This window comes from Pseudomonas sp. 5.2, from assembly GCF_059025405.1.
This window is the reverse complement of record NZ_JBYBHH010000006.1, coordinates 151,178-176,555: the sequence shown is the minus strand read 5'-3', so window position 1 is coordinate 176,555 and position 25,378 is coordinate 151,178. Positions and strand designations below refer to the sequence as shown.

The window sequence follows — 25,378 nt, the reverse complement described above, 5'->3', positions numbered from 1 at the left end:
CAGCGCCCACTGGTGAGCAGTTTGTAGCGTTCCGATTGGCAACTATGGCTGGCAGAATGGCCATTCCCACCCATTCAGATAGATCTTAAAGTGTAGCAAGCACAGAGGCTGGTTAAATTTTAAACATCTGCAAGCTTGGCGAATAGATGCCGTCGAGCGCGTGTTTACCGTGTTCGTATGTGTCACTCCATATAAGTATCGCTGAGCTGTTCTGCAAATTTAAGCACCGCGACAAATTCACCTTCGAAGAGCGTGTGTAGCGGTTTTTACGAAAAAAGAATAAGAGGTCACATATGCACCAAACGTGCAACTCTCAAGATGCAGCAGCAGGCGATGGGCGCGAGCTGAAACGACGGCTACAGAACAGACATATTCAGCTCATTGCTATCAGTGGTGCCATCGGAACAGGGCTGTTCATGGGCTCAGGCAAAATGATCGCCCTCTCCGGTTCCTCAATCCTGCTTGTCTACGCGATCATTGGCTTCTTCGTTTTTTGCATCATGCGAGCGATGGGCGAAATGCTCCTTGCCAACCTTGAGATGGGCTCGTTTGCAGAGCTCGTCCACCATCATTTGGGCCCACGCGCCGGGTTTATTCTCGCTTGGTCGTACTGGCTGAGCTGGGTCGTAGTCGCGGTAGGTGATGTTGTTGTGGTGGCAGGCTTCTTACAATATTGGTTCCCTGACCTTCCTACGTGGATACCCGCCTTTGGCACAATGTTCCTGCTAGTAGCGCTCAACATGCTGGCGGTGAAAGCCTTCGGTGAGGTGGAGTTCTGGTTCGGTCTCATCAAGATCATAGCCATCGTCGCGCTGGTACTCACTGGCCTCTACATGGTGGCTACGTCCTATACCTCTCCCGATGGCATCACCGCTTCGTTCAGTCACCTGGTACAACCCGGTGTGATGATGCCGCATGGCGTGCTTGGCTTCCTGGCTGGTTTCCAAATAGCCATTTTCTCCTTCGTGGGAACTGAACTCATCGGTACCGCTGCAGCTGAAGCTCACAATCCGGAGAAGACGCTGCCCAAAGCGATCAACACAATCCCGCTGCGGATTCTTCTATTTTACGTTGCCGCGCTCGCCTGTATTATCAGCGTGATTTCCTGGTCTCATGTGCCTGCAAACCGTAGTCCATTTGTTGAACTATTCATTCTGGGTGGCTTGCCCGCTGCTGCTGGCATGATCAACTTCGTAGTGATGACTTCAGCTGCCTCCTCAGCCAATAGCGGCGTTTACTCTGGCTCACGAATGCTCTACGGCCTGTCCCACAACAAGCAGGCACCCCAAGCCTTTGGGCGTTTGTCAGGCTCTGGCACACCAGTCCGCGCGTTGATGTTCTCAGGCTTTTGTATGACCATCGCGCTCACACTGCTGTTCGTCATCCCGGATGTGATGGGTGTATTTACCCTGGTTTCGACTATCTCGGCGGTTATGGTTGTGGTGACTTGGTCCTTGATCCTCCTCTCGTACCTAGCATATCGACGTACCAGTACGGAAGCTCACCAGCGCTCAACCTTCAAGCTTCCTGGCGGCAGGTTCACCGCAGTGCTCTCCTTGGCGTTTCTCATGTTCGTGCTGTGCCTGCTGGCACTGGAGGCTGATACACGAACAGCGCTCTACGTAATGCCGTTCTGGTACATCGGTTTGCTGCTTGCCTACCACCGAAGCGCAAAGGCATCAGCCCCTCTAGCTATGACGGCTTCGTGAGGAAGCGCTCGTGACCTCGACGACCGCAGGTATCAAACTCGACGCCCTGACCAAGGAGCGCATCAAGGAAGCCGCTGGACTACTGGATCGCACCCCTCACTGGTTCATGAAAAAGGCAGTGATGTACTGGCTGGAGAAAGTTGAGGCAGGTGCCGGCGTTGCTGAGATGCTGAGCGAGACCGAATTAGACGATGATGAACGGCTGAACAGCGTGCTGAGTCGACAGCGATTGCTGAATGCCGACTAGCGAAACAAGACGACCGCAGCCAAAGACTGCGGTCGTCTTATTTGGACTACTTTTTTTCAAAGGCCCTACAGGCCGACATCAACCTGAGCGAGACAGTGCTGGAAACTTTCCAGGAATACTGTTTCTGCCATGGTCATCCTTTGCTCCCTATTCCAGAGCAAGTGCAAATCCGCGTTGACGATACCTTCTGCGGGCGGCAGCCGCCATATCAGCCCCTTTTCCACATCTTCAAGGAAGAGGTGTTCAGGCATGCAGCCGACTCCGAAACCTGCACAAACTAGCCGCTGAACTTCCTCTACGCTAGGAGAGGAAGCAACGATGCGCCCCGTGAACCCATGCTGGTCACGGAACATCGCAAGCGGAGATAGGTTGCCTCCTAACTGGTCACTCACGAAGCTCACGAAATTCTCTCCTCGTAGAGACTCAAGCGTCACATCGCTGCGTCCGAACAATCGGTGGCGCAAGCCACAGAAGAACGCATAGCGTTGGCTAAGCAATAGGCGTTGTTCCAGTTTGGGTTGGGGGATGCGACACAAGCCAACACCGGCAGTGGCAGTCTTCTGGAGCAGAGAGCTGATGATGTCCGCACTGCGCATGACATCAATTTCCAGCTCAACACGTGGATGCGCCTCATGGAAATCCCCCAGAAAATCATCGTACAACTTTGACTGCACCCGACTAACGCTCAGTATCCGCACCTTGCCTACTACGTCATCGCTTTCCTTTTCCACCGCTGCACTTATGCGCGATACGTCGCCATAAATATCGATGGCGATACGCAAAACATCCTCACCTGCAGCCGTGAAGTCGAAACGCGGGCCACTTCGGAAAATGAGAGCGCAGCCGAGCTGCTCCTCCAGACGTCTAAGCGCCTGGCTCACCGCTGACTGGGTTACGTGCAATCTCGCTGCAGCCCTGCTGATGCTGCCCTCTTGGCCAATCGCAAGGTAGGTACGCAGCAGGTTCCAGTCCAGGCGGTCGTTCAGGAATCGACGCCCTTCCCATTTGTTGACCAAAGCATCAGATCTTGAAGTTGGCGGATTCATTTACGGGCCCATTAGTAGCGCAGCTAATACGACGGATAAGAATTAGCAAATTGACTAATCATAGCCTCAAGGCGATAAATCTCGAAAGCGCCAAACAGAGCGCGACCGGCTTAGCCAAACCTGCCCACCTGCCTATAACTCTAAGAAGGGCCTTGCATGCATACGTCAAACCAGCCGCGTCGTGCGGCGGCTGCCGCATTTGTCGGCACCACCATCGAGTTCTACGACTTCTACATCTACGCCACGGCGGCTGCACTCGTGCTGGGTCAGGTGTTCTTCCCGAGCAGCAACCCCTTGCTCAGCACCTTGGCGGCATTCGGCACCTTCGCCGTAGGCTTCGTTGCCCGACCGATGGCAGGCATGGTCTTCGGCCATCTGGGCGATCGACTGGGCCGCAAGAAAATGCTGCTGGTCACCATGGTTCTCATGGGCTTGGCCACCACTGGCATCGGTCTACTACCCAGCTACGCCAGTGCTGGCATCTGGGCCCCCATCGGACTGATTGCCCTTCGAATTGTCCAGGGGATCTCTGTAGGTGGTGAGTGGGGTGGTGCCGTCCTGATGGCCAGCGAGCATGCGCCGGCCAAACGCAAAGTGTTCTACGCCTCGTTCGCTCAGCTCGGCAGCCCGGCTGGCCTGCTGCTCGCACTGATCGCATTCCGCCTGGTGTCTTCCTTGGAGCCCGAAGAGTTTCTGAGCTGGGGTTGGCGTCTGCCATTCCTGGCCAGCGGCGTCCTGATGCTGGTGGGTCTAGCTATCCGCTTCGGCGTCGAGGAAAGCCCTGAGTTCCAAGCCGCCAAGGCCAAGCAAGAGGTCGTCAAATACCCGGTGCTTGAAGTAGTACGTGACTGCTGGAGACAGATCCTGTTCGCCGCCCTCGCGGTGACCATCGGCTCCGCCGGTTTCTTCTTCACCAACACCTTCATGATCACCTACGTCACTACCTACCAAGGTATCCCCCGGGCAACCATCCTCGACTGCCTGTTCCTGGTGACCATCCTGCAGTTCTTGACCCAGCCAATGGCAGCGCTGCTCGCGGAGCGTATCGGTGAAGGCCGCTTCCTCAAGTTGATAGCCCTGCTGTGCATGGCTGTGCCTTACCCCATGTTCATGCTGGTCGGCACCCAGAATCTGGTGCTGATGACAGCCGGCATTGCCCTGGCGGTAGTAACCCTTTCAGCCCTGTATGCGGTGATTGCCGGCTACATGACACAGGCCTTCCCTGCTCACCTGCGCTACTCCGGTATCTCGCTCGCCTACCAGTTGATTTGCGCCATCGCCGGGGGCAGCACGCCGATCATCGGCACGTTGCTGGCCGACCGCTTCGCCGGCCAGTGGCTGCCACTCGCCGTGTTCTTCACCGCGCTCTCCACGCTTTCCTTGATCGGCGTCTGTGGCCTCTCTCGCCTGCGTGGCGAGCAGCAGCAACCCACTCCCGCCATCGCTCGTTAAATCAGGAGTTTTCATGAGCAAGCCGCACAACATTAGCGATGTCGAATGGCAGGCACGCTGCGAACTGGCCGCGCTGTACCGGATGGTTGCGCACTTCCGCATGACCGATTTGATCGACACCCACATCACCCTGCGTATTCCTGGGCCTGAGCATCACTTCCTGATCAACCAATACGGCGTGATCTTCGACCGGATGCGCGCCAGTGATCTGGTACGCATCGACCAACATGGCAATGTGGTCGACCAGGCCAATGGCGAGCGCCGGGTGAACGCAGCTGGCTTCGTGATCCACTCGGCGATCCACATGGCACGACCGGACATGCACTGCGTGATCCACACCCACACCGCAGCCGGCATCGCCGTCTCGGCTCAGGAGCACGGGTTGCTGCCGATCAGCCAGCATGCATTGAAGTTCTACGAAAAGCTGGCGTACCACCAATACGAGGGCATCGCCCTGTCTCTGGATGAACGCGAGCGCCTCATCGCCGACCTCGGCACGCACAAAGCAATGATCCTGCGAAACCACGGCCTGCTGGCCGGCGGAGCCAGTGTTGCCGAGGCCTTCCACGAGATTCACTTCCTGGAGCGCGCCTGCCAGGCGCAAGTACAGGCATTGGCCGGCGGCAGCAAGCTCATCTACCCCAGCGAAGAAGTCTGCCGCCACACCGCCGCGCAGTTCCAACGCGACGAGTCAGCGCAAATCATCAGCCTGAGCTGGAACGCCGCCCTGACCTTGATCGAACACCAACGCGAGTCGTACTGCTCATGAAACCGCTGGTACTGCTTTCAACCGACCAGGCACTTCTGGGCCAACTGCAGTCTGCCTTCGCTCGCAGTGCTCCCCAGTTACGCGTAGTGCTGGCCAACGATCCCGCAGCTCAGGAGGCACAGGTAGCCGCTTGCTGGTTCCCTCCCGTAGGCAGCCTCAGCGCATTACCCAACCTGAAGCTGATCCACTCAGTGGCTGCTGGTGTTGATCACCTGGCCAACGACCCGAGCCAGCCAGCATTGCCAGTGTGCAGAGTCGTAGACCCAGCTCACCGCCAAGGCATGGCGGAGTATGTTCGCTGGGCGGTCATCCACTACCACCGGGACTTCGACCGAGCACTTGCCCAACAGCAGCAACAGGTATGGCAACGTCATCCTCAACGCTTCGCTGGTGAATACCGCATCGGCGTCATGGGGCTCGGCTCCCTCGGAGGGGCTATTGCCGGCGAGTTGGCCGAGGCCGGATATGCTGTCCGAGGTTGGTCGAGGAGTGCCAGGCAGCTGAGCGGCATGCGCACATTCTCGGGCCCAGCCGAGTTCGATCAGTTCCTGGATGGCCTCGACCTGTTGATCAACCTGCTGCCATTGACCGATGCCACTCGCGGCATCCTCTGCCAGAAGACCTTTGAAGCCTTGGCGCCAAACGCGGCAGTGATCAACTGCGGACGCGGGCAGCACCTGCAGGTGGATGACCTGGTCAACGCCGTCAACAGTGGCCGACTGCGCGGTGCGCTTCTCGATGTGTTCGAGAAAGAGCCGCTGCCATTGGACAGCCGCCTCTGGAACACGCCGGGAATCGTCGTCACACCCCACATGGCCTCATGCGCTTCCCACGATTGTATTGCCCAGCAAGTAGCCGAGAACGCTCGACGTCTGGCCTGTGCTGAACCACTCCTGAACCAAGTAGACCCCGCGCTCGGATACTGATCCCACCGCCTGTTTGAGGATTCACATCATGCATACATGCAATGGCACACGGCTGTGGGACAGCCTCATGGACATGGCCAAGGTCGGCCCAACCGCCAAAGGCGGCAACTGCCGCTTGGCACTGTCGAAAGAAGACCGAGACGGACGCGAGCTGTTCGCAAGCTGGTGTCGCGAGGCCGGAATGAGCATCCATGTTGATGCCATCGGCAACCTATTCGCACGGCTGCCAGGTCGCAATGACGCCTTGCCCCCGGTGGTCATGGGCAGCCATTTGGACACCCAGCCGAAGGGCGGTCGCTTCGATGGCATCTACGGCGTACTTGCCGGCCTGGAAGTGGTACGTAGCCTTCAGGACAAAGGCCTGCAGCTCGAGCGCCCATTGGAAATCGCGGTCTGGACGAACGAAGAAGGCGCTCGTTTCACTCCTGCCATGCTCGGATCGGCGGTGTTCACGGGCGAGCTGCCCCTCGAACAAGCGCTGTCCAGCCGCGATGCTGAAGGCGTCAGCGTTGCCGAAGCGTTGGAGCAAACCGGCTACGCAGGTGAGCTACCTCTGGGCCGTGAGTTCGACGCGTACTTCGAAGCACACATCGAGCAAGGCCCAATCCTGGAGGACGCCGGCCTGCCCGTAGGGTTGGTCACGGGTGGGCAAGCGATCTGCTGGCTGGACATCGAGATCAGTGGCCAGGCCGCTCACGCAGGCACCACGCCAATGCCTCTACGCCGCGACTCCTTGTTCGGCGTAGGGGAAATGATCACCGCACTGGAACAACTGTCACGCGACTTCGCGCCCAAAGGCCTTGTTACCGTTGGCCAATTGCAGATCGCTCGCTCTTCCCGCAACACCATCCCTGGCCACGTGGCGTTTACCCTCGATCTTCGCCACCACGAAGATGCCGCCATCGCAGACATGGAAGCCAGCGCCCGTGCACTCATCGACCAAATCGCCACCAAGCGTGGCTTGGAAGTTCAGATCAACCGCCACTGGCTGAGCCCAGCCACGCCTTTCGACCCGGCCTGCATCGATGCAGTACGCAAAGCCATCGAAGGCCTGGGCTACCCGTACCAGCCAATCGTCAGCGGCGCCGGCCATGACGCCATTCACCTGGCCCGTCACTGCCCAACCACCATGGTGTTCATCCCCTGCGTCGGCGGCCTGAGCCATAACGAAGCCGAAGACGCCTTGCCCAACGACGTGACCATGGGCTGCGACGTACTGCTCAACGCCGTGCTGACCCGCGCCGACAGACGCTGACTTAACCAGATCCACCCAGGCGTCCAGCCAATTCAAGAAAGCTGGGCCCACGGGAACGCTTTGCCCAAAAACAAGAAATAGCCGCTCCGCCTTCAGCTGCCAATAACAACCAGAACCCATCTTTCGGGAGAAAATGGCAATGACCAGCCCTGCGTACACCGAGGTTGCCAGCGCGCAACCACAACGCACCGCCGACATGAAAAAAGTCGCGGTCGCCAGTGTGATCGGCACCACCGTTGAGTGGTATGACCTGTTCCTCTTCGCCACGGCCTCGGCCCTGGTATTCAACAAGATCTTCTTCCCAGGCTTTGATCCCCTGGTAGGCACCCTCCTCGCTTTCGGCACCTTTGCTTCAGCCTACGGCGCCCGGATGATCGGCGCCGCTCTCTTCGGTCACTTCGGTGACCGCCTGGGCCGTAAATCGATGCTGCTCATCTCGCTGCTGACCATGGGCGCGGCCACCTTCGCCATCGGCCTGCTGCCGAGCTATGAGTCGGTGGGCATCTGGGCGCCGATCATGTTGCTGACCCTGCGCATCATCCAGGGCCTGGCCTTGGGTGGGGAATGGGGCGGCGCTGTTCTGATGGCCGTGGAGCACGCCCCCAAACATCAGCGTGGACTGTACGGCTCGTGGGTTCAGATCGGCGTACCTGCGGGGACGATGCTGGCCAACCTCGTGTTCCTGATGTTCGCCACCACGCTGACCAACGAGCAGCTGCTGGATTGGGGATGGCGTGTACCGTTCCTGCTCAGCGTTCTGCTGATCGGATTGGGCTTGTACATCCGCCTCAACATCCATGAAACGCCGTCGTTCAAAGCGGTGGAGAACAAAGGCACCCAAGTCAAAGTGCCGCTGTTCGAAGTGTTCCGCAAATACTGGAAGCAGGTAGTCCTGGGTGGTGTGGCAACAATGTCCACTGGCACCTCCTACAATCTCATCGTGGCCTTCGGCCTGACCTACGGCACCCAGACCTTGGGCTTCACACGTGGCGAAATGCTCACGGTTGTTCTGATTTCCTGCGCTGCCTGTATCGCCATGCTGCCGTTCTTCGGCGCCCTCTCCGACAAGGTTGGCCGCAAGCCGATCATCATCGGCGGGATCATCGCCGAGGCGCTCGTGGCTTTCCCGATGTTCTGGCTGATGGATTCCAAAGTTCTCGGCTTGGCGTTCGCCGGTTACATGCTGATGATGACGGCATTCGCGGCCAACTACGGCCCCATTGCCACATTCCTCGCGGAGTTGTTCGGCACTCGAGTTCGTTACTCGGGCCTGTCGATCAGCTACATGCTTTCCGGCCTACTCGGAAGCGCCGCAACGCCTCTGGTTACCACCGCATTGCTGTCGTGGACTGGCAAAGGCTCATCGATTGCCTGGTACATGATCGGCTCAGCCGTTGTTTCTCTGATCGCGCTGCTGCTACTCACTGAGACCTTTAAACGGGATATCGACCAAGCACGGCAGTAATTCCGTGCTGTACCCCCGAGTTTCTCTCGCCACCCAGGCGAGTGTTTCCTACTTCCGTTTGAAGAGTTTCCAGATGAACAAATACCTGATGAGTGCAGGCGTTTTCGCCTTGTCCCCCTTCGCTCAAGCCGATCTGGTGGGCGACAGCCATGCGAACCTTGGCCTGCGCAACTTTTACTTCAACAACGACTTTCGCGACCAAGCCGGTAGCCTCGGCCAGAGCAAAACCGAAGAGTGGGCCCAGGCCTTCGTGCTCGACTTCAAATCCGGTTTTACCGATGGGCCAATCGGAGTCGGCCTGGATGCCTTAGCCTTGATGGGTGTAACGCTTGATAGCGGCGATGGTCGCCACCGGGGCAGCAGCATGATCCCCGACGACGGCAGTGGCGCGGCCAAACAGTGGAGTCGCCTGGGCGTGACACCCAAGCTGAAGGTCGCCAACACCGAACTGCGATACGGCACGCTGATGCCCAAGCTGCCGGTGCTGACCTACAACGATGGTCGCCTGCTGCCCCAAACGTTCGAGGGGGCCCAGATCACCTCAACCGACCTGGATGACCTGACCCTTACCGGCGGACGCCTCAATCGTGCTACGGGCCGTGCCTCCAGTGACCGTACTGGATTGGCCGTAGCCGGCGGCACCCGTGAGAGCGACCAGTTCCTCTTCGCGGGTGGCGACTACCGGATCGGCAAACAACTCACGGCGCAATACTACGTTGCCAACCTTGAGGACTATTACACCCAGCACTTCGTAGGCCTCAACCACACGCTTACACTCTCCGAAGGGCAATCGCTGCGAACTGATCTGCGCTACTTCCGCACCTTCTCCGATGGAGCCAACGACTCTGCTGCTGGTCGCGCAAGTGGATACCGCGTGGGCGGCTACACCGAGGACGGTGACGGCAAGATCGATAACCATACCTGGAGCGCCGCGCTGACCTATTCCGTCCAGGGCCACGCGCTCATGGCCGGCTATCAGGAGGTGTCGGATGGAAGCAACTTCGTCCAGCCGAACCAGGGCTCCCTCAGCGGCAAGGGCGCAGGTGGTGCCAGTGTCTACCTCTTCACCGACCGGATGCTCGCGAGCTTCAACCGAGCGGGCGAGCGTACCGCGTTTGCCCAGTACAGCTATGACTTCGCCGCTGCCGGCGTACCTGGCCTGAAATTCTCCCTGATGTACCTGAAGGGTGAAGACATCCGCACCACCAGCGGCAATGACGCGTCCGAGTGGGAACGGGATGTGGGCCTGGACTATGTCATCCAGGACGGTGCGCTAAAAGGCCTCGGCCTGGCTTGGCGCCATGGATTGCTGCACTCCGCAATCGACCCCAACCAAGAGCAGAACCGACTCATCGTCAGCTACACCCTGGCGCTCTTCTGATCTCTGACCACGTGCTGCCGGCGAGCCGGCGGCACATCTTCGCTTCAAGGAGCTCTCAATGAAACGCATACACAGCGCCCCTGGCACCATTAGCCCAGTGGGCCCCTACTCCCAAGCCGTGGTCAGCGGCCACTTGGTGTTCACCGCCGGCCAAATCCCATCGCTGGGCAGCCTGGAAGAACAGCCCGACAATTTCAAAGACCAGGTCAGGCAGACCTTCTCCAACCTTGCCGCGATCCTCGAAGCGGCGGGCTCCAGCCTTTCCCACATCGTCAAGGTGAACGCCTACCTGACAGACCCCGATCAACTGGTGCCCTTCAACGAGGTGTACAAGGAAATCCTTGGCCATGCACCACCCGCACGTACAACCGTCTGCGTGCAGTTGTGGGGCGTGAGCTTGGAAATCGACTGTGTGGCCGAGCTGATCGACATGGAGCGCGGGCAATGAACGACGACCTGATCGCAAAACTACGGGAGGTGAGCTTCGCCACGCTGGGCCACTTCCTCGAGCGCGGGTTCGTCAGCCATGAAGTCCGCGCAATGGTGCCGGGCGGTCGCGTTGTTGGGCGCGCCGTGACGCTTCGCCTGGCCGAGCCAGATGCCATCGCTGTCAACCGCGCCCTGATCGCCCTGCAGCCAGGAGACGCCCTGGTGATCGACATGACGGGTGACCATGCCCACGCTTGCGTGGGTGCGGTCACGCAGTTTGCGGCTCGCTGCGCGGGTGCCGCCGGCATCATCGTCGACGGCTTAGTCACCGACATCAACGAACTGCGTACCTGCCAATTGCCGGTGTTCGCTCGTGGCACCACTCAGCTGACTACCAAGCTGATCGGCGGCCAAACGAGTCAGGTAAACGTACCCGTGAACTGCGCGGGGGTTGAAGTCCATCCCGGCGATTATGTCCTGGCCGATGACAACGGTGTGCTCATCTTGTCAGCGCGAGAGTTGGCAACAGTAATAGACAAAGCGCTGCATTCCGACCTCACTGAACCTAATTTACTGGGGCGCCTGCGCAATGGCGAACCGCTCTACGAGGTGTTAGCTACGAGTATCGGAAACGGCTAGCTCAACCGAGTGACGCTGCTCGTAAATAGCTGATTGGGAAACCTGCCGGTCACCTTTAGGCGCTACAAGCCATAGAGCAAAAATCGCCACTAAGGCGCTACCCGAGGCGTTAGTAGAAACACCTGCGGCTCTTCTCGGCGTAGGTGGCTGTTGAACGTGTGAGAAATCGGCTCGAACCACTCTACCCGGAGGGACGGAGAATGGGAGGCGCCCCCCGCGCCCCCACGCTCTAGCTACCTCAACAAAGGTGAACCACGTTATACAGCCAGTGAACGCTCACGCAATTCCCCATTAAGGATGCGGTCGTTTTCGCTGTAGTCGACCGGGCAGTCGATCACGTGCACACCGGGGTTGGCAATGCAGTGATCCAGCAGCGGCAGCAAAGCATCAGCACTGTCAACTCGGTAACCATTGGCACCGTAAGCTTCGGCGTATTTGACGAAGTCCGGGTTGCCGTAGTCCAGGCCGAAATCGGTGAAGCCCATGTTGGCCTGCTTCCAGCGGATCATGCCGTAGCCGTCGTCACGCAGGATCACCACGGTGATGTGCATGCCCAGACGTACAGCCGTTTCCAGCTCCTGGCTGTTCATCATGAAGCCGCCGTCACCACACACCGAAATCACCGGGCGGTCCGGGTGCACCAGGTGCGCCGCCATCGCCGATGGCAGGCCGGCGCCCATGGTCGCCAGGGCGTTGTCCAGCAACACGGTGTTCGGTTTGTGCGCCTTGTAGTTACGGGCGAACCAGATCTTGTAGATGCCGTTGTCCAGGGCAACGATGCCTTCGGACGGCAGCACGCGACGGATGTCGGCAACCAGGCGCTGCGGGTAGACCGGGAAGCGGTTGTCGTCACCACCTTCGGCGATCTGTGCTTCGTTGGCTTCACGGATGGCCATCAGGCGGGTGAAGTCCCAGTGCGACGTGTCGTTCAGCGCTTCGCTGATCTGCCACACGGCGTTGGCGATGTCGCCGATCACTTCAACCTGCGGGAAGTACACGGCATCGACTTCGGCGGAGCGGAAGTTGATGTGGATGACTTCGGTGCCGCCACGGACCATGAAGAACGGCGGCTTCTCGATCACGTCGTGGCCAATGTTGATGATCAGGTCGGCCGCTTCGACGGCGCGGTGAACGAAGTCACCCGACGACAGGGCGGCGTTACCCAGGAAGCGTGGGTGGCGCTCGTCGACCACACCTTTACCCATCTGGGTGGTGATGAACGGGATGCCGGTCTTGTCGATCAGTTGCTTGAGGACCTTGGCGGTCATCTTGCGGTTGGCGCCAGCGCCGATCACCAGAATTGGGCTGCGAGCATTCTCCAGTTTCTCAACCGCTGCCTCGACGGCCTTGTGTTCTGCCAGCGGTCGCCGGTGCAGGCTTGGTGGAATCGGCAAACTGTCGGTCTGTTCAGCCGCGATGTCCTCTGGCAATTCCAGGTGAACGGCGCCCGGTTTTTCTTCTTCAGCCAGGCGGAACGCTTCACGCATGCGGGCCGGGATGTTATCGGCCGAGGCGAACTGATGGGTGTACTTGGTGATGGGGGCCATCATGCCGCACACGTCGATGATCTGGAAGCGGCCCTGCTTGGACTTCTTGATCGGTTTCTGGCCAGTAATCATCATCATCGGCATGCCGCCTAGGTACGCGTAAGCGCTCGCAGTCACCAGGTTGGTCGCGCCAGGGCCAAGGGTCGACAGGCTGACGCCGGTCTTGCCAGTCAGGCGGCCATAGGTGGCGGCCATGAAGCCCGCGGACTGCTCGTGGCGGGTCAGTACCAGCTTGATCTTCGACTTGCGCAGGGATTCCAGCAGGTCGAGGTTTTCCTCACCAGGAATGCCGAACACATACTCGACACCTTCGTTTTCCAGGCATTGCACAACGACATCGGCGGCCTTGGTCATATCACTTCTACCCTCTGAGATTGTTGCGGAATTAAACGGACGAGGAACGGCAGTTCCTCTAGATTGACCCAGGCTTCTGGCGCCTTAGAACAACAAAACGGCCTGCAACCAAATGCGCTCTCCCTGTGCTCTATTTTCCACCAGCGCTTCATGTTGCCACTTCAGGACGACTCCGAATTCTGCAGTCTGATATTTCACCACAGGGCCAAATGCAGCGACCTGACCGCGGTTACCGTTCTCTCCAACCGATTCACCATGCTGCTCGTCATCGCTGACCTGTTTGTACAGATAGCCACTCAAACCCACCTGCCAGTGCTCATTTACGCTGTAGCCAAGGTGATAGTCGATGTTGACTTCTTTTCCAGATCGGTAATCCGTCTCACGGTTGTTCTCATTGATCATGTACAGCATCTTTGCACTGATCTCGAGTTCATCAATGGGGTTGGCTGTGATTGAATACCAAGGCGAGTACGACCACACATTCGTCCCGGGATTGAATAGTCGGTCTTTGTCATACGAGCCCGTGGGTGCGTAGACATCCACCCCGAGCATTTGGTGAACACGTGGCGAGCTCCAGCCCATAAAAAGTGGGGTAAAGGCGAGGTTGGCAAGCCCCGCGCTTTTGCCGCTATAGCGCACGCGGCCCTGAGGCGTGTTCGTGTACCAACTCACTTGGCCACTGATGTAAGGTTGCGCTGCTCGGCTGGCGAGTGTTGCACCGAACAAGGTGTAGTCGCTGTACACATAATCAAGGCATACGGCGAGCGCCTCATAACTGATGCTGAAGTCCTCGACACCCGACTGTTCATGACCATTTGCATCTTTCAGTTCTGTTGCCTTGTACGCAGAACTGTAAAGAAAGGTTGTCAGCCCTGGAGGTGGCATTCGGCCGGCGAGCACCGTGTCCAGTCCCAATGGGTACGCAGTACCGTTATACTCAGTCGCTTGAGCGGAAGTATTCAATAACAGGGTGGCGGCAGCACAAAAAACAGGGAAGCGGTTGCCGATCAGCAACGCAGGGGCACGCAGCATAAAGATGATCTCGTATGGATTGTTGTTGTAATTACGAAGATTCATGTCGTAGGCGCATCATTTCAGACAGCAGTGTTCCTCCTGTCGCCAGGTCACTTGCTCGGATTTGGGTGAATGCTTTAGTTGAACGCGACACCCTCGCCATAGTGGAGGATGCCGCGGCCATGATCATTGTGGTTGAGCGCTACCAGGCAGTAGTACCGCCGTCTACGCGGATATCCGTACCGGTGATAAATGAGCTTTCATCCGAAGCGAGGAATAGCGCCGTGGCAGCGACTTCTTCAGGTTTTCCCATACGCCCCAGCATGACCTTACCTACCATGGTCTCGGCCCACACAGGATCCTTCAACAGCGGGATGGTCTGCTTGGACTCGATCAGGCCGGGTGAAATGCTGTTAGCCCGTAGCCCGTGGGTTCGCCCCTCCAGCGCCAGCTGACGAGTCATCGACAGCACGGCACCTTTCGCTGCCGAATGAGCAATCCCGGGCAGCAGTTTGTAAGTGGACCAAGCGGACACAGAGGCTGTGTTGATGATCGACGCACCCGGCGACTTGATCAGTTCAGGCCAGGCGGCCCGCACCATGTGAAAGACCAGATTAACTTCCTGATCAATGGTGCGGTGCCAGTCCTCATCGGAGATCTGATCAACCCATCCGAAATAGGCCATTGCAGCGTTGTTGAACAGCACGTCCACACGGCCATATGTCGATACAGCGAGATCAACCAGCTTGGCACAACTGGCTGGGTCAGTCAGGTCGCAACGGCTGAGGGAAACCATATCGCCGCCCTCCCCCTTGACCATCTCAACTGTCTCTTCGGCAGATTCCGGATACACATCGCAGCCCACTACTTTGGCGCCCTGCCGAGCAAACATAAGGGCAGCGGCGCGGCCCATTGAGCCACCGGTACCAGTAATGATGCAGACCTTGCCTTTCAAACGATCGCTCATGTCGGTGTTCCTTGTTGTTATATGAACATTTCCAAGCGCAACATCTAAAATAAGACTGTGGAGTCGATAATTAAGCAAACTTTAGGGACTTGCTCACTTGGATGACTAGTCGAGCAAATCACCAAAGACTGTTGCGTGTGAGCAACAATAATCATCGGGGCTGAGGTGGTATCGCGTGGACTTATACCTTGGCCCGCGCCCTTCAGATATCACGCTGCCTGAACGTGCAAGCCCAGGATTTTCATAGCCTCAAGAAGATCTACGTGCATATCGTGCTGCCATAGCCAGTCAAATCGCTCGCTCAGCTCTTTGCCCAACATTTGCTGATTATCTAGTACATCAGGGTTACGAAACTCATAAAGCTCGCCCGCCTCCCACGACGTTCTTTGTGCACGGCAGGCGCGTGGGCGGCGTACGGCGTCGTATGCCTCCAGCACGGCTTCAGGCTGCTTGTTGACCACTTGTGGGTAGGCTAGCAGGCGCGCGAGTAGCCAGGCGTCTTCTAGGCCTTGACCAGCACCCGCACCTTGATGCGGCAGCATTGCGTGTGCCGCGTCGCCGATCACGGCCACGCGGCCATACGTGTAACTTGGCAGCTCTGGGAGGTCATGCAGTGCCCATAACGATGGGGTCGCAATACATGCCAACAGGATGCGTGCGGCGTCCCCCCAGCCCGTAAATGCCTGCAGCATTTCTGCCTGATTTGCAGTCCTGACCCAAGGCTCATCCTTCGGCCAGGTTGGATTGGGTTGGGTACGATTGGAGGTGAATGCGACCACATTGATCAGCCTCCCCTGTTTGACAGGGAATGTGAGGATATGACCATCCAGACCGAGGTACATCTGCGGCACATTCAGTAGGTGTTCATCAACCCCATGCGCCCGGTAGGCGCTGCGTAAATGCTGGCTGTCGATGAGGCCGCGGTAGGCGCAAGTACCACTGAACCGGGGTGAAACCAAGGGCTGCTGCAAGCCCTGGAGCACATGGTCACGAATCGATGACTTGATGCCGTCGGCGCCGATCAACAAATCACAGCAATGCTCACTACCATCGGAAAACGTAACGCGAACCCCCTCCTCATTCTGAACCACCTGTTGCGCACGCTTTCCAAACTGAGCGATACCCGATGGCAGCTGGCTGGCCAGCGCATCCAGAAAATCAGCACGATGGACCGAAGACTGGCCAACCCCCTCTGCAATGCTGTTACCCAAATAGTGGGCATCGCTGCCAAGGCGCCATTCAAACCAGATGTCTTGCCATGGCGCTGGTGTGCAATCAGCGATCTTTCGGTAAGGCCCTGCAATACCTAAACCTGCGATTGCTCGGACCGCGTTGGCGCCAAACGAAACGCCAGCACCCACTTCGCCAAATGCGGGGGCGGCTTCAAACAATTGAACGTTCAGGTGAGTATGTCGGCAAAGATTGAGCGCGAGGGCGACACCCGCAATACCACCACCGATAATCGAGACACGCATGGCAGAAGATGAGTCACGCATAGCAAATTACCCCTGGGAATAATTGTTAATGGAGCTCCCAGATGATTACTGCTGCAGCGTTATCTATAAATGCAGTCACCTGTATACTGCCCATCACGGCTGTGAATGTACCCGCCAAAGGCACTCACTGCTGATGACTTTAGATTGAACGGTGGCAATTGAAGGGGGGGGTGACATCAGCGTGCCTAGCCATCATTTCGAATAACAACGTTTAGGAACGAGAACGGCATCATGGAGCTACGCGACCTGGACCTGAACCTGCTTCTGGTGTTTAACCAATTGCTCATAGATCGCAAGGTATCGGCCGCCGCAGAAAATCTCGCACTGACCCAGCCCGCAATGAGCAACGCGCTGAAACGCCTGCGCACGGCGCTAAATGATCAACTATTCGTACGGACCTCCAAAGGCATGGCGCCGACGCCATATGCGTTGCATTTGGCTGAGCCGGTAACTCACGCCATACAAACGCTGCGCGATGCACTTGGCCGGCAGGATACATTCGACCCTTTGACCTCTAAGCGGCGGTTCACCATGGCCATGACGGACATCGGCGAAATCTATTTCATGCCCGCGTTGATGAATGCCTTGGATGAGCTAGCTCCAGGATGCACGATCAGCACACTGAGAAACACTGCTGACTCCCTGACCGAGAGGCTGCAAAATGGTACTGTCGACCTAGCGGTTGGTTTGCTTCCCCATCTGCAAGCAGGTTTTTTTCAGCGCCGGCTGTTCCATCACCGCTACGTATGCCTCTGCCGTGCTGGCCACCCTGCCTTGCTACAACCACTGACAGTTGAAGCATTCTGTAGTTACGGCCATGTAAAGGTCGTAGCCACTAACACAGGGCATGGTGAAGTGGACACCTTCTACGCTCGGGCTGGCGTTGTGCGCAATGTCCGCCTTGAAGTCCCGCATTTTGTTGCGGTGGGACACATACTCCAGCGCACCAACCTCCTCGCGACAGTACCCGAGCGTTTTGCGATCAGCTGCCAGGAGCCGTTCGGCCTAAGCCTGTTGCCCCCCCCGGTCGAACTGCCAAACATTGAGATCAACCTGTTCTGGCATGAACGTTTCAACAAAGATCCGGCGAATCGATGGCTCCGCCAACTGATGGTTGACCTATTTTCAGACCAACAGACGATGGCGGTTTCGTGATTGCGTTTGACTGCGTCTCGGTGCGAGACAAAGGGGAAGCCGTTCGCCTCCCCCCGTTCCGATGGGCAGATATTGAAGGTTATTTGATGCCAGCCCCCAATGCTGGGAACACATCACTGAACAGCAGGCCAATCAACTGCTGCCCAATGGGTGTTGACCAATCTTTGCCGATTTCCGCCATCAACGTATTGGTAGCGGTGAGTGTTACCCCAGCATCATGCATTCTCTGCCTGGCGAACTCTTCAGATAGCAAGCTGGGCGACCCTGACGCATCCATCACCGCTTGCACTGCAAAGCCTTCCTGAGCAGCATCGATCGCTGGGAAGATAAGACAGACATCAGTGGTTACGCCTGCCATGATCAGATTCTTGCGCCCGGTAGCCAATACCGCTTTGTGAAAGTCTGGGTATTCCCAAGCATTGACCACACCTGGTCGTTTGACCCTCGCCGCGTACGCATCGGGTAGCACCTGGGCAATTTCCGGCAGTATCGGGCCCTGAGCCTGATCTTCCTGACTGGAAGTGATGACTACCGGCATATTGAGAATTTTCGCCATTTTTGCCAATGCGATCGATTGTTTGGCGGCAAGATCACTGTCTATGTTCTTGATCAGTTGCATCGTACCGACCTGATGATCGATGAGCAGCAATGCGGCGTTATCTGCGGTGAATCGTACGACAGCCATAGATCAGATCCTCGTTGGGTGGGGTCAAACAAAGGGTAGCGGAGGGCCACTGAAAAGCACGGCCTGGGCCCTACCGTGCAGCGCCTTGAATATGACCGGCAGGGGCTTATCTTGTGCCTTGAAAACCGGGACTTTGAGGTCCTCACGGTCGAAGAGCTGTCCATCGATTTCCACCGTACCGGTTATCGGCAACACGAACATGCAATGCCCCTCAGTCACGGGCACGCATAACTCAGCGCCTGCGTCGAGGTTGATGTCGAGCATCGTTACTTCGGTAGGAGGATCCAGTGGAGAGCGCACGCCATCGTATTGCCCTAACGGTACCCTGATAATCGCCCCCGACTTGTTCACCACTGGAACAGCCTGGGATTCGAGTATCAACGGGAAAGGGGCAATGCCTTGCTTCGACTGCGCAAGGGCTACGAAAATTTGTAAACCATGGACCGTTTTTCCGGATTGCGCCGGTACTTCCTCATGGGTGACACCGCGCCCGGCTGTAGTCCAATGCAGCCCGCCGGGGCTGATAATGTTTTGTGTACCGATGGAATCCCTATTTGCCATCCCCGTTTCGGAATCGCCAAGCAGGTATGAGAGTGCGGAAATACCGGCGTGATGGTGCGGAGCAAAAGTGGGTGCGGTCATCCAGTAATGATCAACCCCGATGAAAGGTGAGATCAGATGCTGATCTGTTCGCAGCCCGTACCCATGGAAGTGAGCACCAACCTTGGCGCGCTGAACTGGGACAATGACTTTAGACATGTGTGCAACCTCTGGATCGGGTCTCAGGCATGAGCTTCAGCATAGGGTGCGAAAAAGCGCTGCAACGCGCCAAGCAGTGCCTCCGGTTGCTCCTCTGCTGGGTAATGACCACATTCCGGAATGACGACGGATTCGACATTGGACGCCACTGTACGGAGCTCTGCCTCAACACTCTCGCCGCAGGCAAGTGCGCCGGAAAACGCAAGCACCGGCAGAGTCAAACGCGTTGCCATGCGCTTGCGGTTTTGAGGGATCGACTGATCAATGGCACGGTAATAATCAAAGCTTGCTCGCAGCGCTTCTGGATCACGCTTGAGCAGTGCGATGTAATGGTCAACGGCGTAACGGGGCACGGCGTCGGGCGAACCGGCCTTGGTAGCGAACTGATGCCCGAAATAGATCTCCTCACGCCCTCTGACCAGCAACTCGTTGACGCTGTGAGCCCGATTGAAATTGAAGTGCCAAAGGAAGTCGCTTAGCCATCGTTGGTCGGGCAGTAGCGGTGGTGAAGGTGAAATCCCTGGGATTAGTGCCTCACCCAAAGCAATGCGCTCGATACGCCCAGGTTGGTCGTGGGCCATGGCATAGCCTGTCCACATGCCGATATCGTGGCCTGCCATGGCGAAAGAGGCGTAACCCAAGGCATCCATGAGTGCAAACATGTCTTGGGCAAGGGTTATGGAGTCATATCCCATCGACGGTTTTTCTGAAAGCCCGACACCACGAGGATCAACGGCGATCACGGTGTAGTGGTGAGCCAAGGGCAGCATGAGATACCGCCAGGCAAACCAGCTCTGTGGCCAACCTCCCAGCAACAGCAATGGCTTGCCTTTGCCGCCTATGACGACGTGTAAGTCCACACCGTTGGCAGGCACCTGATAGCTTTCAAATACCTCGGTAAAACCCTCAGACAAGCCTGGGGCATCGTGTACGGATCCAAGTCCCGACAGTTTCTTGAGGTGTTCCGTTTGCAACATCCGAATTCATCCGAGTCATTTAATCGAATGACGTTAGAAGTGAACCGCAGGGATGACTAGGGGCGAAAACACCAAAGGCTGTTGCGACTATGCACCAGTCGCTGTCGACGGCTTAGCGTGCCTCATTACTCGCTGAACACCGTCGAGATCAATCGCCGCAACCACAGACTGCGTGGTGCCTCGTGATAGCGGGCATGCCAATACTGCTTGAGGTCGTACCGGGGAATCGCCAGTGGCGGCTCTACCGTACGTACATTTGGATGATGAATGTACATGTTGGCTACGGTGCGTGGTAGCACGACAATCAGGTCCGATTGCTCGATGATCGAGGGAACACTCATGTAATGAGATGTCTGCAGCACGATATTGCGATGAACGCCGCTCTTACCCAAGTGGGCTTCGTACATCTCCTGGCGACGACTGCCGTCTCGAACCTGCAGATGCTCCAACTTGCTGAAGGTATCAAGCGTCAGGTGTTCGCCCACCAAGGGATGGTCGAGTCGTACCAGGCAGACCAAGTCGTGTGAAAACAGCCGCTGCTGGTAAATGTTCGGCGTAATCAAATCGGGAAAATAGCCCAACAATGCGTCCACCCGCCCTTCATGAAGACTTTCCACAAGCTCATCGGGGGCGAGGCTGATGGTGCGGATTCGGGCATTGGGTGCAAGCTTTCGCAGGCTCTGGAACAAGGCCGGCAGAAACACTACCTCCCCTACTTCACTCAGGCAGAAAACGAACTCCTGTTCGCTGGTAGCCGGGTCGAAGCTGGGGCCGCTGAGGATGTCACGATCAATGATCTCGATGACTTCACGTGTGTGTTCAATGATGCCTTGAGCACGGGGGGTGGCCTCCATCGCATTGCCGGAGCGAATGAACAGTGGGTCACCCAAGGAATGACGCAATCGGGCCAGCGCAGCGCTTGCCGCCGGCTGACTCATGCCAAGACGCTTGGCGGCTGTTGTTACGTTGCCAGTTTCGTATACGGCCAGTAAAACGCGCAGCAGATTAAGATCGGTTCGCATGGGTATAACCAAAGCGGATAGCTTACATAAATAGAATTAGCTTCCTTTATTTAAAACGCTTAGCGACGATCCCGTCTACACAAAAAAATAAAAATACGGATCGTCCCTATGAAAGCTACACCCATCCGAATTGGCGAAATCATCGATCGTGCCAAGATTTCGCCCTACCAGATCGCAATCCTGTGCTTGTGCTTCATCATTGTGCTGATCGATGGTTTTGACACCGCAGCCATTGGCTATATCGCGCCTTCTCTGCGCGAAGAATGGGGGTTGCAAGCCAGCCAGTTGTCACCCGTCTTCGGCGCCGGACTGTTCGGGCTCATGGTCGGCAGCTTGATGTTGGGCCCTGTAGCTGATGCCGTCGGACGTAAGCGTGTTTTGCTGATTTCCATTCTGGTATTCGGGCTGGCCACACTCGCCAGCGCATACACCCAAACCATCGAATCGTTGACAATTTTGCGTTTCGTCACAGGCGTCGGCTTAGGCGGAGCGATGCCCGCCTGCATAGCCTTGAGTGCTGAATATTCACCAAAGCGACGCCGAATGATCCTCGTGACATTGAGTTGGAGTGGCTTCACTGCTGGGCTCGCTTTGGGCGGCGTGCTGGCTGCCGACCTGATACCTGCCTATGGCTGGCGTTCAGTGTTGATCCTTGGCGGTGTTTTACCCTTGCTGCTATTACCGCTGCTGGCGTGGCTGATGCCAGAATCTGTGCAGTTCATGGCCTCATCAGCCAAGCATGCAGAGCGCCTGCGCAAAGTGGTTGAGCGGATCACTCGCACTAGCTGGAGCGGGATCACGATCACCGGTGACCATGATCAGTACCAGGCAAAATCGCCGGTCAAACATCTTTTCATCGAGGGCCGCCTCATTCGCACGCTGCTGCTGTGGTTCTCGTTTTTCTGCTCACTGTTTGTCTTCTACCTCCTGAGCAGTTGGCTGCCAACGCTGCTCAAAGATGCTGGTTACGATATTGCTCATGCATCCCGCATCGGTGCCATGGTGCCCCTGGGCGGAACAGCTGGCGCCCTCCTCATGGCCTTGCTGATGGACCGTACAGGGCCTTACCCAGTGCTAACAGTTGCGTACTCGGTGACAGCAGTGGTCGTTGCGATTACTGGCTACATGATGGGGGATGCTTATCAGTTGGCCGCCATGGTGTTTGTCATTGGCTTTGGTATCGCCGGTGCACAGAATGGCCTGAATCTCGTGGCAGCAACGTTGTACCCCACCAGCGCCCGCGTCACTGGCGTCAGTTGGGCAATGGCGGTAGGCCGTTCCGGTTCGATTGTGGGCTCCATGATGGGCGCGTGGGTCATCGCCACAGCGGGCAACGCCCAGGCATTCTTCCAATGCCTGGCTGCTCCAGTGGCGGCGGCTGCAATCACGCTCTGCACCCTGTATTGGTTAGATTCGCGCAAACGCGATCCAGGCGCTTCCACAGTGACGGCTCATACCGACGCTCTGTGAGCCGCCAGGCCATGACTGTTCCACTGATGGAACAGTCATTTCAACCCAGACGCCTTTATCCCCTTTCTTACGTGATTGATCATTAGTGCATCAGTCCGCGTAGCCGTTACAGGCGCCACGACTCCTCTCACTCCAGCGATGGGCTATTCCCCCTAACGGGACGTCCGATTGCAGGAAAAGGTGACGCATGAAAGATCTGAACGACTTGTATTACTTCGTGCTGGTGGTCAAGCACGGCGGCTTTTCTGCGGCGTCTCGAGCAACCGGGATCGAAAAAACGCTTCTCAGCCGGCATGTGGCCCACCTGGAATTACGAATGGGCGCACGCCTGCTGCACCGGACGACCCGTCAGGTCTCGCTGACCGAGGCAGGTCACCATTTTTATGCGCTCAGCCAACCTGTCGTTGAGGGAGCACACACTGCCTATGAAAGTGTCGAGCACCTGCGGCGTGAACCCGTCGGGCTGGTGAGGCTGAGCTGCCCGCAAGTGATGGCGCAGACCTACCTGGCCCCCCTGCTGCCAGGTTATATGGAAAAGTATCCCAAGGTTCGTCTGGAGATGAGCGCGGTGGACCGTGAGGTCGACTTGTTCGAAGAGCGCTTCGATCTGGCGCTACGATCACGTGCAAAGATTGAGGAAACCGCAGGCCTGGTTGCGAAAAGCCTGGGTACCTCCAGGAAAATTCTGGTCGCAAGCCCTCGCTACCTTGATCGTGTGGGGCGGCCCGCAACTGCACACGCCCTGTCTGGCTTGGAGACGCTCTCCCGCCCAGGTGACATACAAGATGGCGTTGGACGATGGCTGTTGCAAAGTGACGAGGGTGAAGATGTTCTGATCAGCCATCAACCGCGGTTGATCACTGACGACCTGCGCATGCAGCTGGAAGCTGCGGTAAATGGCATCGGAGTAGCTCTGCTGCCCGAACCCATTGCTGCGGCATCCGTCAAATCAAAGGATCTGGAGGTCATTCCGTCCTGGACCGGTGCAACCCACATCATCCATTTGCTCTATCCCAAGCCCAAAGGGATGCTGCCCTCTGTCCGTAGCCTGATCGACTACCTGGGCCTGCATCTGCCCCACATCTTTACAGCCGATGACTCTCCTTCGAGCCCGCATAGCGACGAGGCCAAGTCCTCGTAAGCTGTAGGGCAGCGTCAATCTGACCTGGAAAAACTGTCACTGCCAAACCGATTGCTGGCTGCGCAAGACGCTGCCGACCATTTCCCTGAACCATCGGCTTTGTGGGTCGCGGTGAAACCGATCATGCCAATACAGATCGATCTCGAATGAAGGCACCTGCAAGGGCAGAGGCCATATCACGAGCGGATAAAACTGCGCCAAGGTTTTACCCAGTGCATTGGGGAGCGTCCAGATCATGTCAGAGTCCAGCAGCAGGTGAGGGCCTGACAGGTATTGGGGAATTCTCATTTTGATGCAGTCCCGCCCTCCGGCATCGATCATCGCGCGCTCCAGCGCCAGATGGCCACTCCCCCCAGACTCGACCAGCAAATGTTCACTTCTAGCAAAAGCTTCCGGCGTTAAGCCCCCGTGCGCCAGAGGATGATCCTTGCGCATGGCGCAAACATAATGCTGAGAAAAGACGGCCGTTCGGTGAATATCAGTTTGAAGCGTTGGCATGAACCCCAGCGCCAGATCAATCCTTCCAGTGGATAGGCCATTCAGGGTTTCATCCATCCCCGCCGCCACAGTGTGGATACGCGCTTTCGGCGCCACACGCCTGAGTTCACTGACGATGGCAGGCAAGCAGACCACTTCGCCTACATCACGCATGCGTACCGTGAACGCTTTTTCGCAGCTTTGCGGGTCAAACATGGGCATCTGGCAGGCAGCTTCTCTCACCATGGCCAGCGAGGTCAGTAATCTTGGTGCTATGTGAATGCAGAACGGCGTCGGCTCCATACGCCGACCTACTAGCGTAAAGAGCCTGTCGCCATACTCGCTGCGCATGCGTTTGAGCGAACCGCTCACCGCCGCCTGGGTGACCCCTAGATTCTGGGCCGCTATTGAAGCCGAATGGTCCCGCCATAACGCTTCGAAGGTATAGAGGAGGTTTAAATCTTTCATCACAAAACCTTCTGGTGCGCAGAAACCAAAACACCGCACTCGTCGGCAAAGTATTCGTGGACTTTAGCCGCCAAGCGCGGTGCAACCACTGGGTGCTTACGCAGTCGCCTGCAACAGCACGGCATCGACTGAGGCTGTGCTGAACAGTGATGAAATATCGATGTGGATTCGATAGTCGTGGATCAAACGTGACGCATTGAACTGTACAACGACGCAACACGGCACGGAGAGGACGACACCATCGTGCTTGGTGTAGTGCGTATCAAAACGTAAGACAGTGGTATCTCCTTCACTCCAAGTACCTTGGGGCTCGTGTTTGAGACCAGCAATACCACTGAAAAACAGCTCGATTGCCTCCCTCACAGCCTGCTTGCCGCGAAGCTCTGGGGCATTTCCGAAACGAAATACAACGTCATCCGTCAGATAGCTCAAAAAACCATCCACGGACATCCGGTCTACATCTTCAAACATACCTGCCAGTTCATGTTTCATCGCAAGGCAATCCTCATTTCTTGTTTTTGTTTTTGG

At 57.2% G+C, this 25,378-nt stretch carries 24 protein-coding genes; 13 read left to right on the top strand and 11 right to left on the bottom strand.

Features of this window, described 5'->3' with window-relative positions; genetic code table 11:
• Positions 1-293: 293 nt before the first annotated feature.
• Positions 294-1,709 carry an amino acid permease gene (locus tag AC5PZ0_RS11745; protein ID WP_433735223.1) on the top strand — a complete coding sequence of 472 codons (1,416 nt, stop codon included), beginning with the start codon at positions 294-296 and terminating at the stop codon, positions 1,707-1,709.
• A 10-nt stretch (positions 1,710-1,719) separates the two neighbouring features.
• Positions 1,720-1,956 (top strand): transcriptional regulator, encoded by a 237-nt coding sequence (locus AC5PZ0_RS11740; RefSeq protein ID WP_046785873.1) that lies wholly within the window; start codon positions 1,720-1,722, stop codon positions 1,954-1,956.
• A gap of 65 nt (positions 1,957-2,021) precedes the next feature.
• Here the strand turns inward: AC5PZ0_RS11740 and AC5PZ0_RS11735 are convergent, their stop codons facing one another.
• The gene (locus tag AC5PZ0_RS11735) at positions 2,022-3,002 is read right to left on the bottom strand and encodes a LysR family transcriptional regulator (RefSeq protein WP_493855002.1); all 981 of its coding nucleotides are present in this window, start codon (positions 3,000-3,002) and stop codon (positions 2,022-2,024) included.
• 156 nt (positions 3,003-3,158) lie between these two features.
• On the opposite strand from AC5PZ0_RS11735, the gene AC5PZ0_RS11730 reads away from it, so the two are divergent.
• The 8 genes from AC5PZ0_RS11730 (at position 3,159) to AC5PZ0_RS11695 (ending at position 11,318) form a co-directional block, all read left to right on the top strand.
• Entirely contained in the window at positions 3,159-4,454 is a 1,296-nt protein-coding gene (locus AC5PZ0_RS11730) for an MFS transporter (protein WP_493855001.1), read from the top strand.
• A 13-nt stretch (positions 4,455-4,467) separates the two neighbouring features.
• A complete protein-coding gene (locus AC5PZ0_RS11725) occupies positions 4,468-5,223 on the top strand; it encodes a class II aldolase/adducin family protein (RefSeq protein WP_493855000.1) in 756 nt (251 codons plus the stop codon).
• Complete coding sequence (locus AC5PZ0_RS11720) at positions 5,220-6,149, top strand: 2-hydroxyacid dehydrogenase (RefSeq protein WP_493854999.1); 930 nt, start codon at positions 5,220-5,222, stop codon at positions 6,147-6,149. The genes AC5PZ0_RS11725 and AC5PZ0_RS11720 overlap by 4 nt, the downstream gene beginning before the upstream one ends.
• Before the next feature lie 28 nt (positions 6,150-6,177).
• Entirely contained in the window at positions 6,178-7,404 is a 1,227-nt protein-coding gene (locus AC5PZ0_RS11715) for a Zn-dependent hydrolase (RefSeq protein WP_059394599.1), read from the top strand.
• Between the two features lie 139 nt (positions 7,405-7,543).
• Positions 7,544-8,869 (top strand): MFS transporter, encoded by a 1,326-nt coding sequence (locus AC5PZ0_RS11710; RefSeq protein ID WP_493854998.1) that lies wholly within the window; start codon positions 7,544-7,546, stop codon positions 8,867-8,869.
• 73 nt (positions 8,870-8,942) lie between these two features.
• Positions 8,943-10,250 (top strand): OprD family porin, encoded by a 1,308-nt coding sequence (locus AC5PZ0_RS11705; RefSeq protein ID WP_493854997.1) that lies wholly within the window; start codon positions 8,943-8,945, stop codon positions 10,248-10,250.
• A gap of 58 nt (positions 10,251-10,308) precedes the next feature.
• Positions 10,309-10,698 carry a RidA family protein gene (locus AC5PZ0_RS11700; protein WP_433735214.1) on the top strand — a complete coding sequence of 130 codons (390 nt, stop codon included), beginning with the start codon at positions 10,309-10,311 and terminating at the stop codon, positions 10,696-10,698.
• The gene (locus AC5PZ0_RS11695) at positions 10,695-11,318 is read left to right on the top strand and encodes an RraA family protein (protein WP_410952920.1); all 624 of its coding nucleotides are present in this window, start codon (positions 10,695-10,697) and stop codon (positions 11,316-11,318) included. Before AC5PZ0_RS11700 ends, AC5PZ0_RS11695 begins: the two co-directional genes overlap by 4 nt.
• A 257-nt stretch (positions 11,319-11,575) precedes the next feature.
• On the opposite strand, the gene AC5PZ0_RS11690 is transcribed toward AC5PZ0_RS11695, so the two are convergent.
• The 4 genes from AC5PZ0_RS11690 to salA all read right to left on the bottom strand — a co-directional run bounded on the left by AC5PZ0_RS11690 (position 11,576) and on the right by salA (position 16,696).
• Positions 11,576-13,219, bottom strand: a complete 1,644-nt coding sequence (locus tag AC5PZ0_RS11690; protein WP_493854996.1) for an acetolactate synthase large subunit — start codon at positions 13,217-13,219, stop codon at positions 11,576-11,578.
• A gap of 84 nt (positions 13,220-13,303) precedes the next feature.
• Entirely contained in the window at positions 13,304-14,296 is a 993-nt protein-coding gene (locus AC5PZ0_RS11685) for a SphA family protein (protein ID WP_433735212.1), read from the bottom strand.
• A gap of 139 nt (positions 14,297-14,435) precedes the next feature.
• Positions 14,436-15,200 (bottom strand): SDR family NAD(P)-dependent oxidoreductase, encoded by a 765-nt coding sequence (locus AC5PZ0_RS11680; protein WP_063977235.1) that lies wholly within the window; start codon positions 15,198-15,200, stop codon positions 14,436-14,438.
• Between the two features lie 209 nt (positions 15,201-15,409).
• A complete protein-coding gene (gene salA / locus AC5PZ0_RS11675) occupies positions 15,410-16,696 on the bottom strand; it encodes a salicylate 1-monooxygenase (RefSeq protein WP_493854995.1) in 1,287 nt (428 codons plus the stop codon).
• A gap of 231 nt (positions 16,697-16,927) precedes the next feature.
• On the opposite strand from salA, the gene AC5PZ0_RS11670 reads away from it, so the two are divergent.
• Positions 16,928-17,851: a LysR family transcriptional regulator gene (locus tag AC5PZ0_RS11670; protein ID WP_493854994.1), complete on the top strand. Its 924-nt coding sequence runs from the start codon at positions 16,928-16,930 to the stop codon at positions 17,849-17,851.
• Between the two features lie 79 nt (positions 17,852-17,930).
• Here AC5PZ0_RS11670 and AC5PZ0_RS11665 read toward each other — a convergent pair whose 3' ends face one another.
• From AC5PZ0_RS11665 to AC5PZ0_RS11650, 4 genes are all read right to left on the bottom strand, one after another.
• On the bottom strand, positions 17,931-18,536 hold the full coding sequence (locus AC5PZ0_RS11665; RefSeq protein WP_493854993.1) for an isochorismatase family protein: 606 nt from the start codon (positions 18,534-18,536) through the stop codon (positions 17,931-17,933).
• Between the two features lie 24 nt (positions 18,537-18,560).
• Complete coding sequence (locus AC5PZ0_RS11660; RefSeq protein ID WP_493854992.1) at positions 18,561-19,295, bottom strand: pirin family protein; 735 nt, start codon at positions 19,293-19,295, stop codon at positions 18,561-18,563.
• A gap of 23 nt (positions 19,296-19,318) precedes the next feature.
• Positions 19,319-20,272 carry an alpha/beta fold hydrolase gene (locus AC5PZ0_RS11655; RefSeq protein WP_493854991.1) on the bottom strand — a complete coding sequence of 318 codons (954 nt, stop codon included), beginning with the start codon at positions 20,270-20,272 and terminating at the stop codon, positions 19,319-19,321.
• Positions 20,273-20,397: 125 nt separating this feature from the next.
• Positions 20,398-21,294, bottom strand: a complete 897-nt coding sequence (locus tag AC5PZ0_RS11650) for a LysR family transcriptional regulator (protein WP_493854990.1) — start codon at positions 21,292-21,294, stop codon at positions 20,398-20,400.
• 108 nt (positions 21,295-21,402) lie between these two features.
• Between AC5PZ0_RS11650 and AC5PZ0_RS11645 the strand changes: the two genes are divergently transcribed.
• Together AC5PZ0_RS11645 and AC5PZ0_RS11640 are read left to right on the top strand one after the other, a co-directional pair.
• Positions 21,403-22,764: an MFS transporter gene (locus AC5PZ0_RS11645; protein WP_493854989.1), complete on the top strand. Its 1,362-nt coding sequence runs from the start codon at positions 21,403-21,405 to the stop codon at positions 22,762-22,764.
• Positions 22,765-22,951: 187 nt separating this feature from the next.
• Complete coding sequence (locus tag AC5PZ0_RS11640) at positions 22,952-23,905, top strand: LysR family transcriptional regulator (protein ID WP_493854988.1); 954 nt, start codon at positions 22,952-22,954, stop codon at positions 23,903-23,905.
• 36 nt (positions 23,906-23,941) lie between these two features.
• Here the strand turns inward: AC5PZ0_RS11640 and AC5PZ0_RS11635 are convergent, their stop codons facing one another.
• Together AC5PZ0_RS11635 and AC5PZ0_RS11630 are read right to left on the bottom strand one after the other, a co-directional pair.
• Positions 23,942-24,850 carry a LysR family transcriptional regulator gene (locus tag AC5PZ0_RS11635; RefSeq protein ID WP_410952938.1) on the bottom strand — a complete coding sequence of 303 codons (909 nt, stop codon included), beginning with the start codon at positions 24,848-24,850 and terminating at the stop codon, positions 23,942-23,944.
• A 96-nt stretch (positions 24,851-24,946) separates the two neighbouring features.
• Positions 24,947-25,342 carry a nuclear transport factor 2 family protein gene (locus AC5PZ0_RS11630; RefSeq protein WP_493854987.1) on the bottom strand — a complete coding sequence of 132 codons (396 nt, stop codon included), beginning with the start codon at positions 25,340-25,342 and terminating at the stop codon, positions 24,947-24,949.
• Positions 25,343-25,378 lie beyond the last annotated feature (36 nt).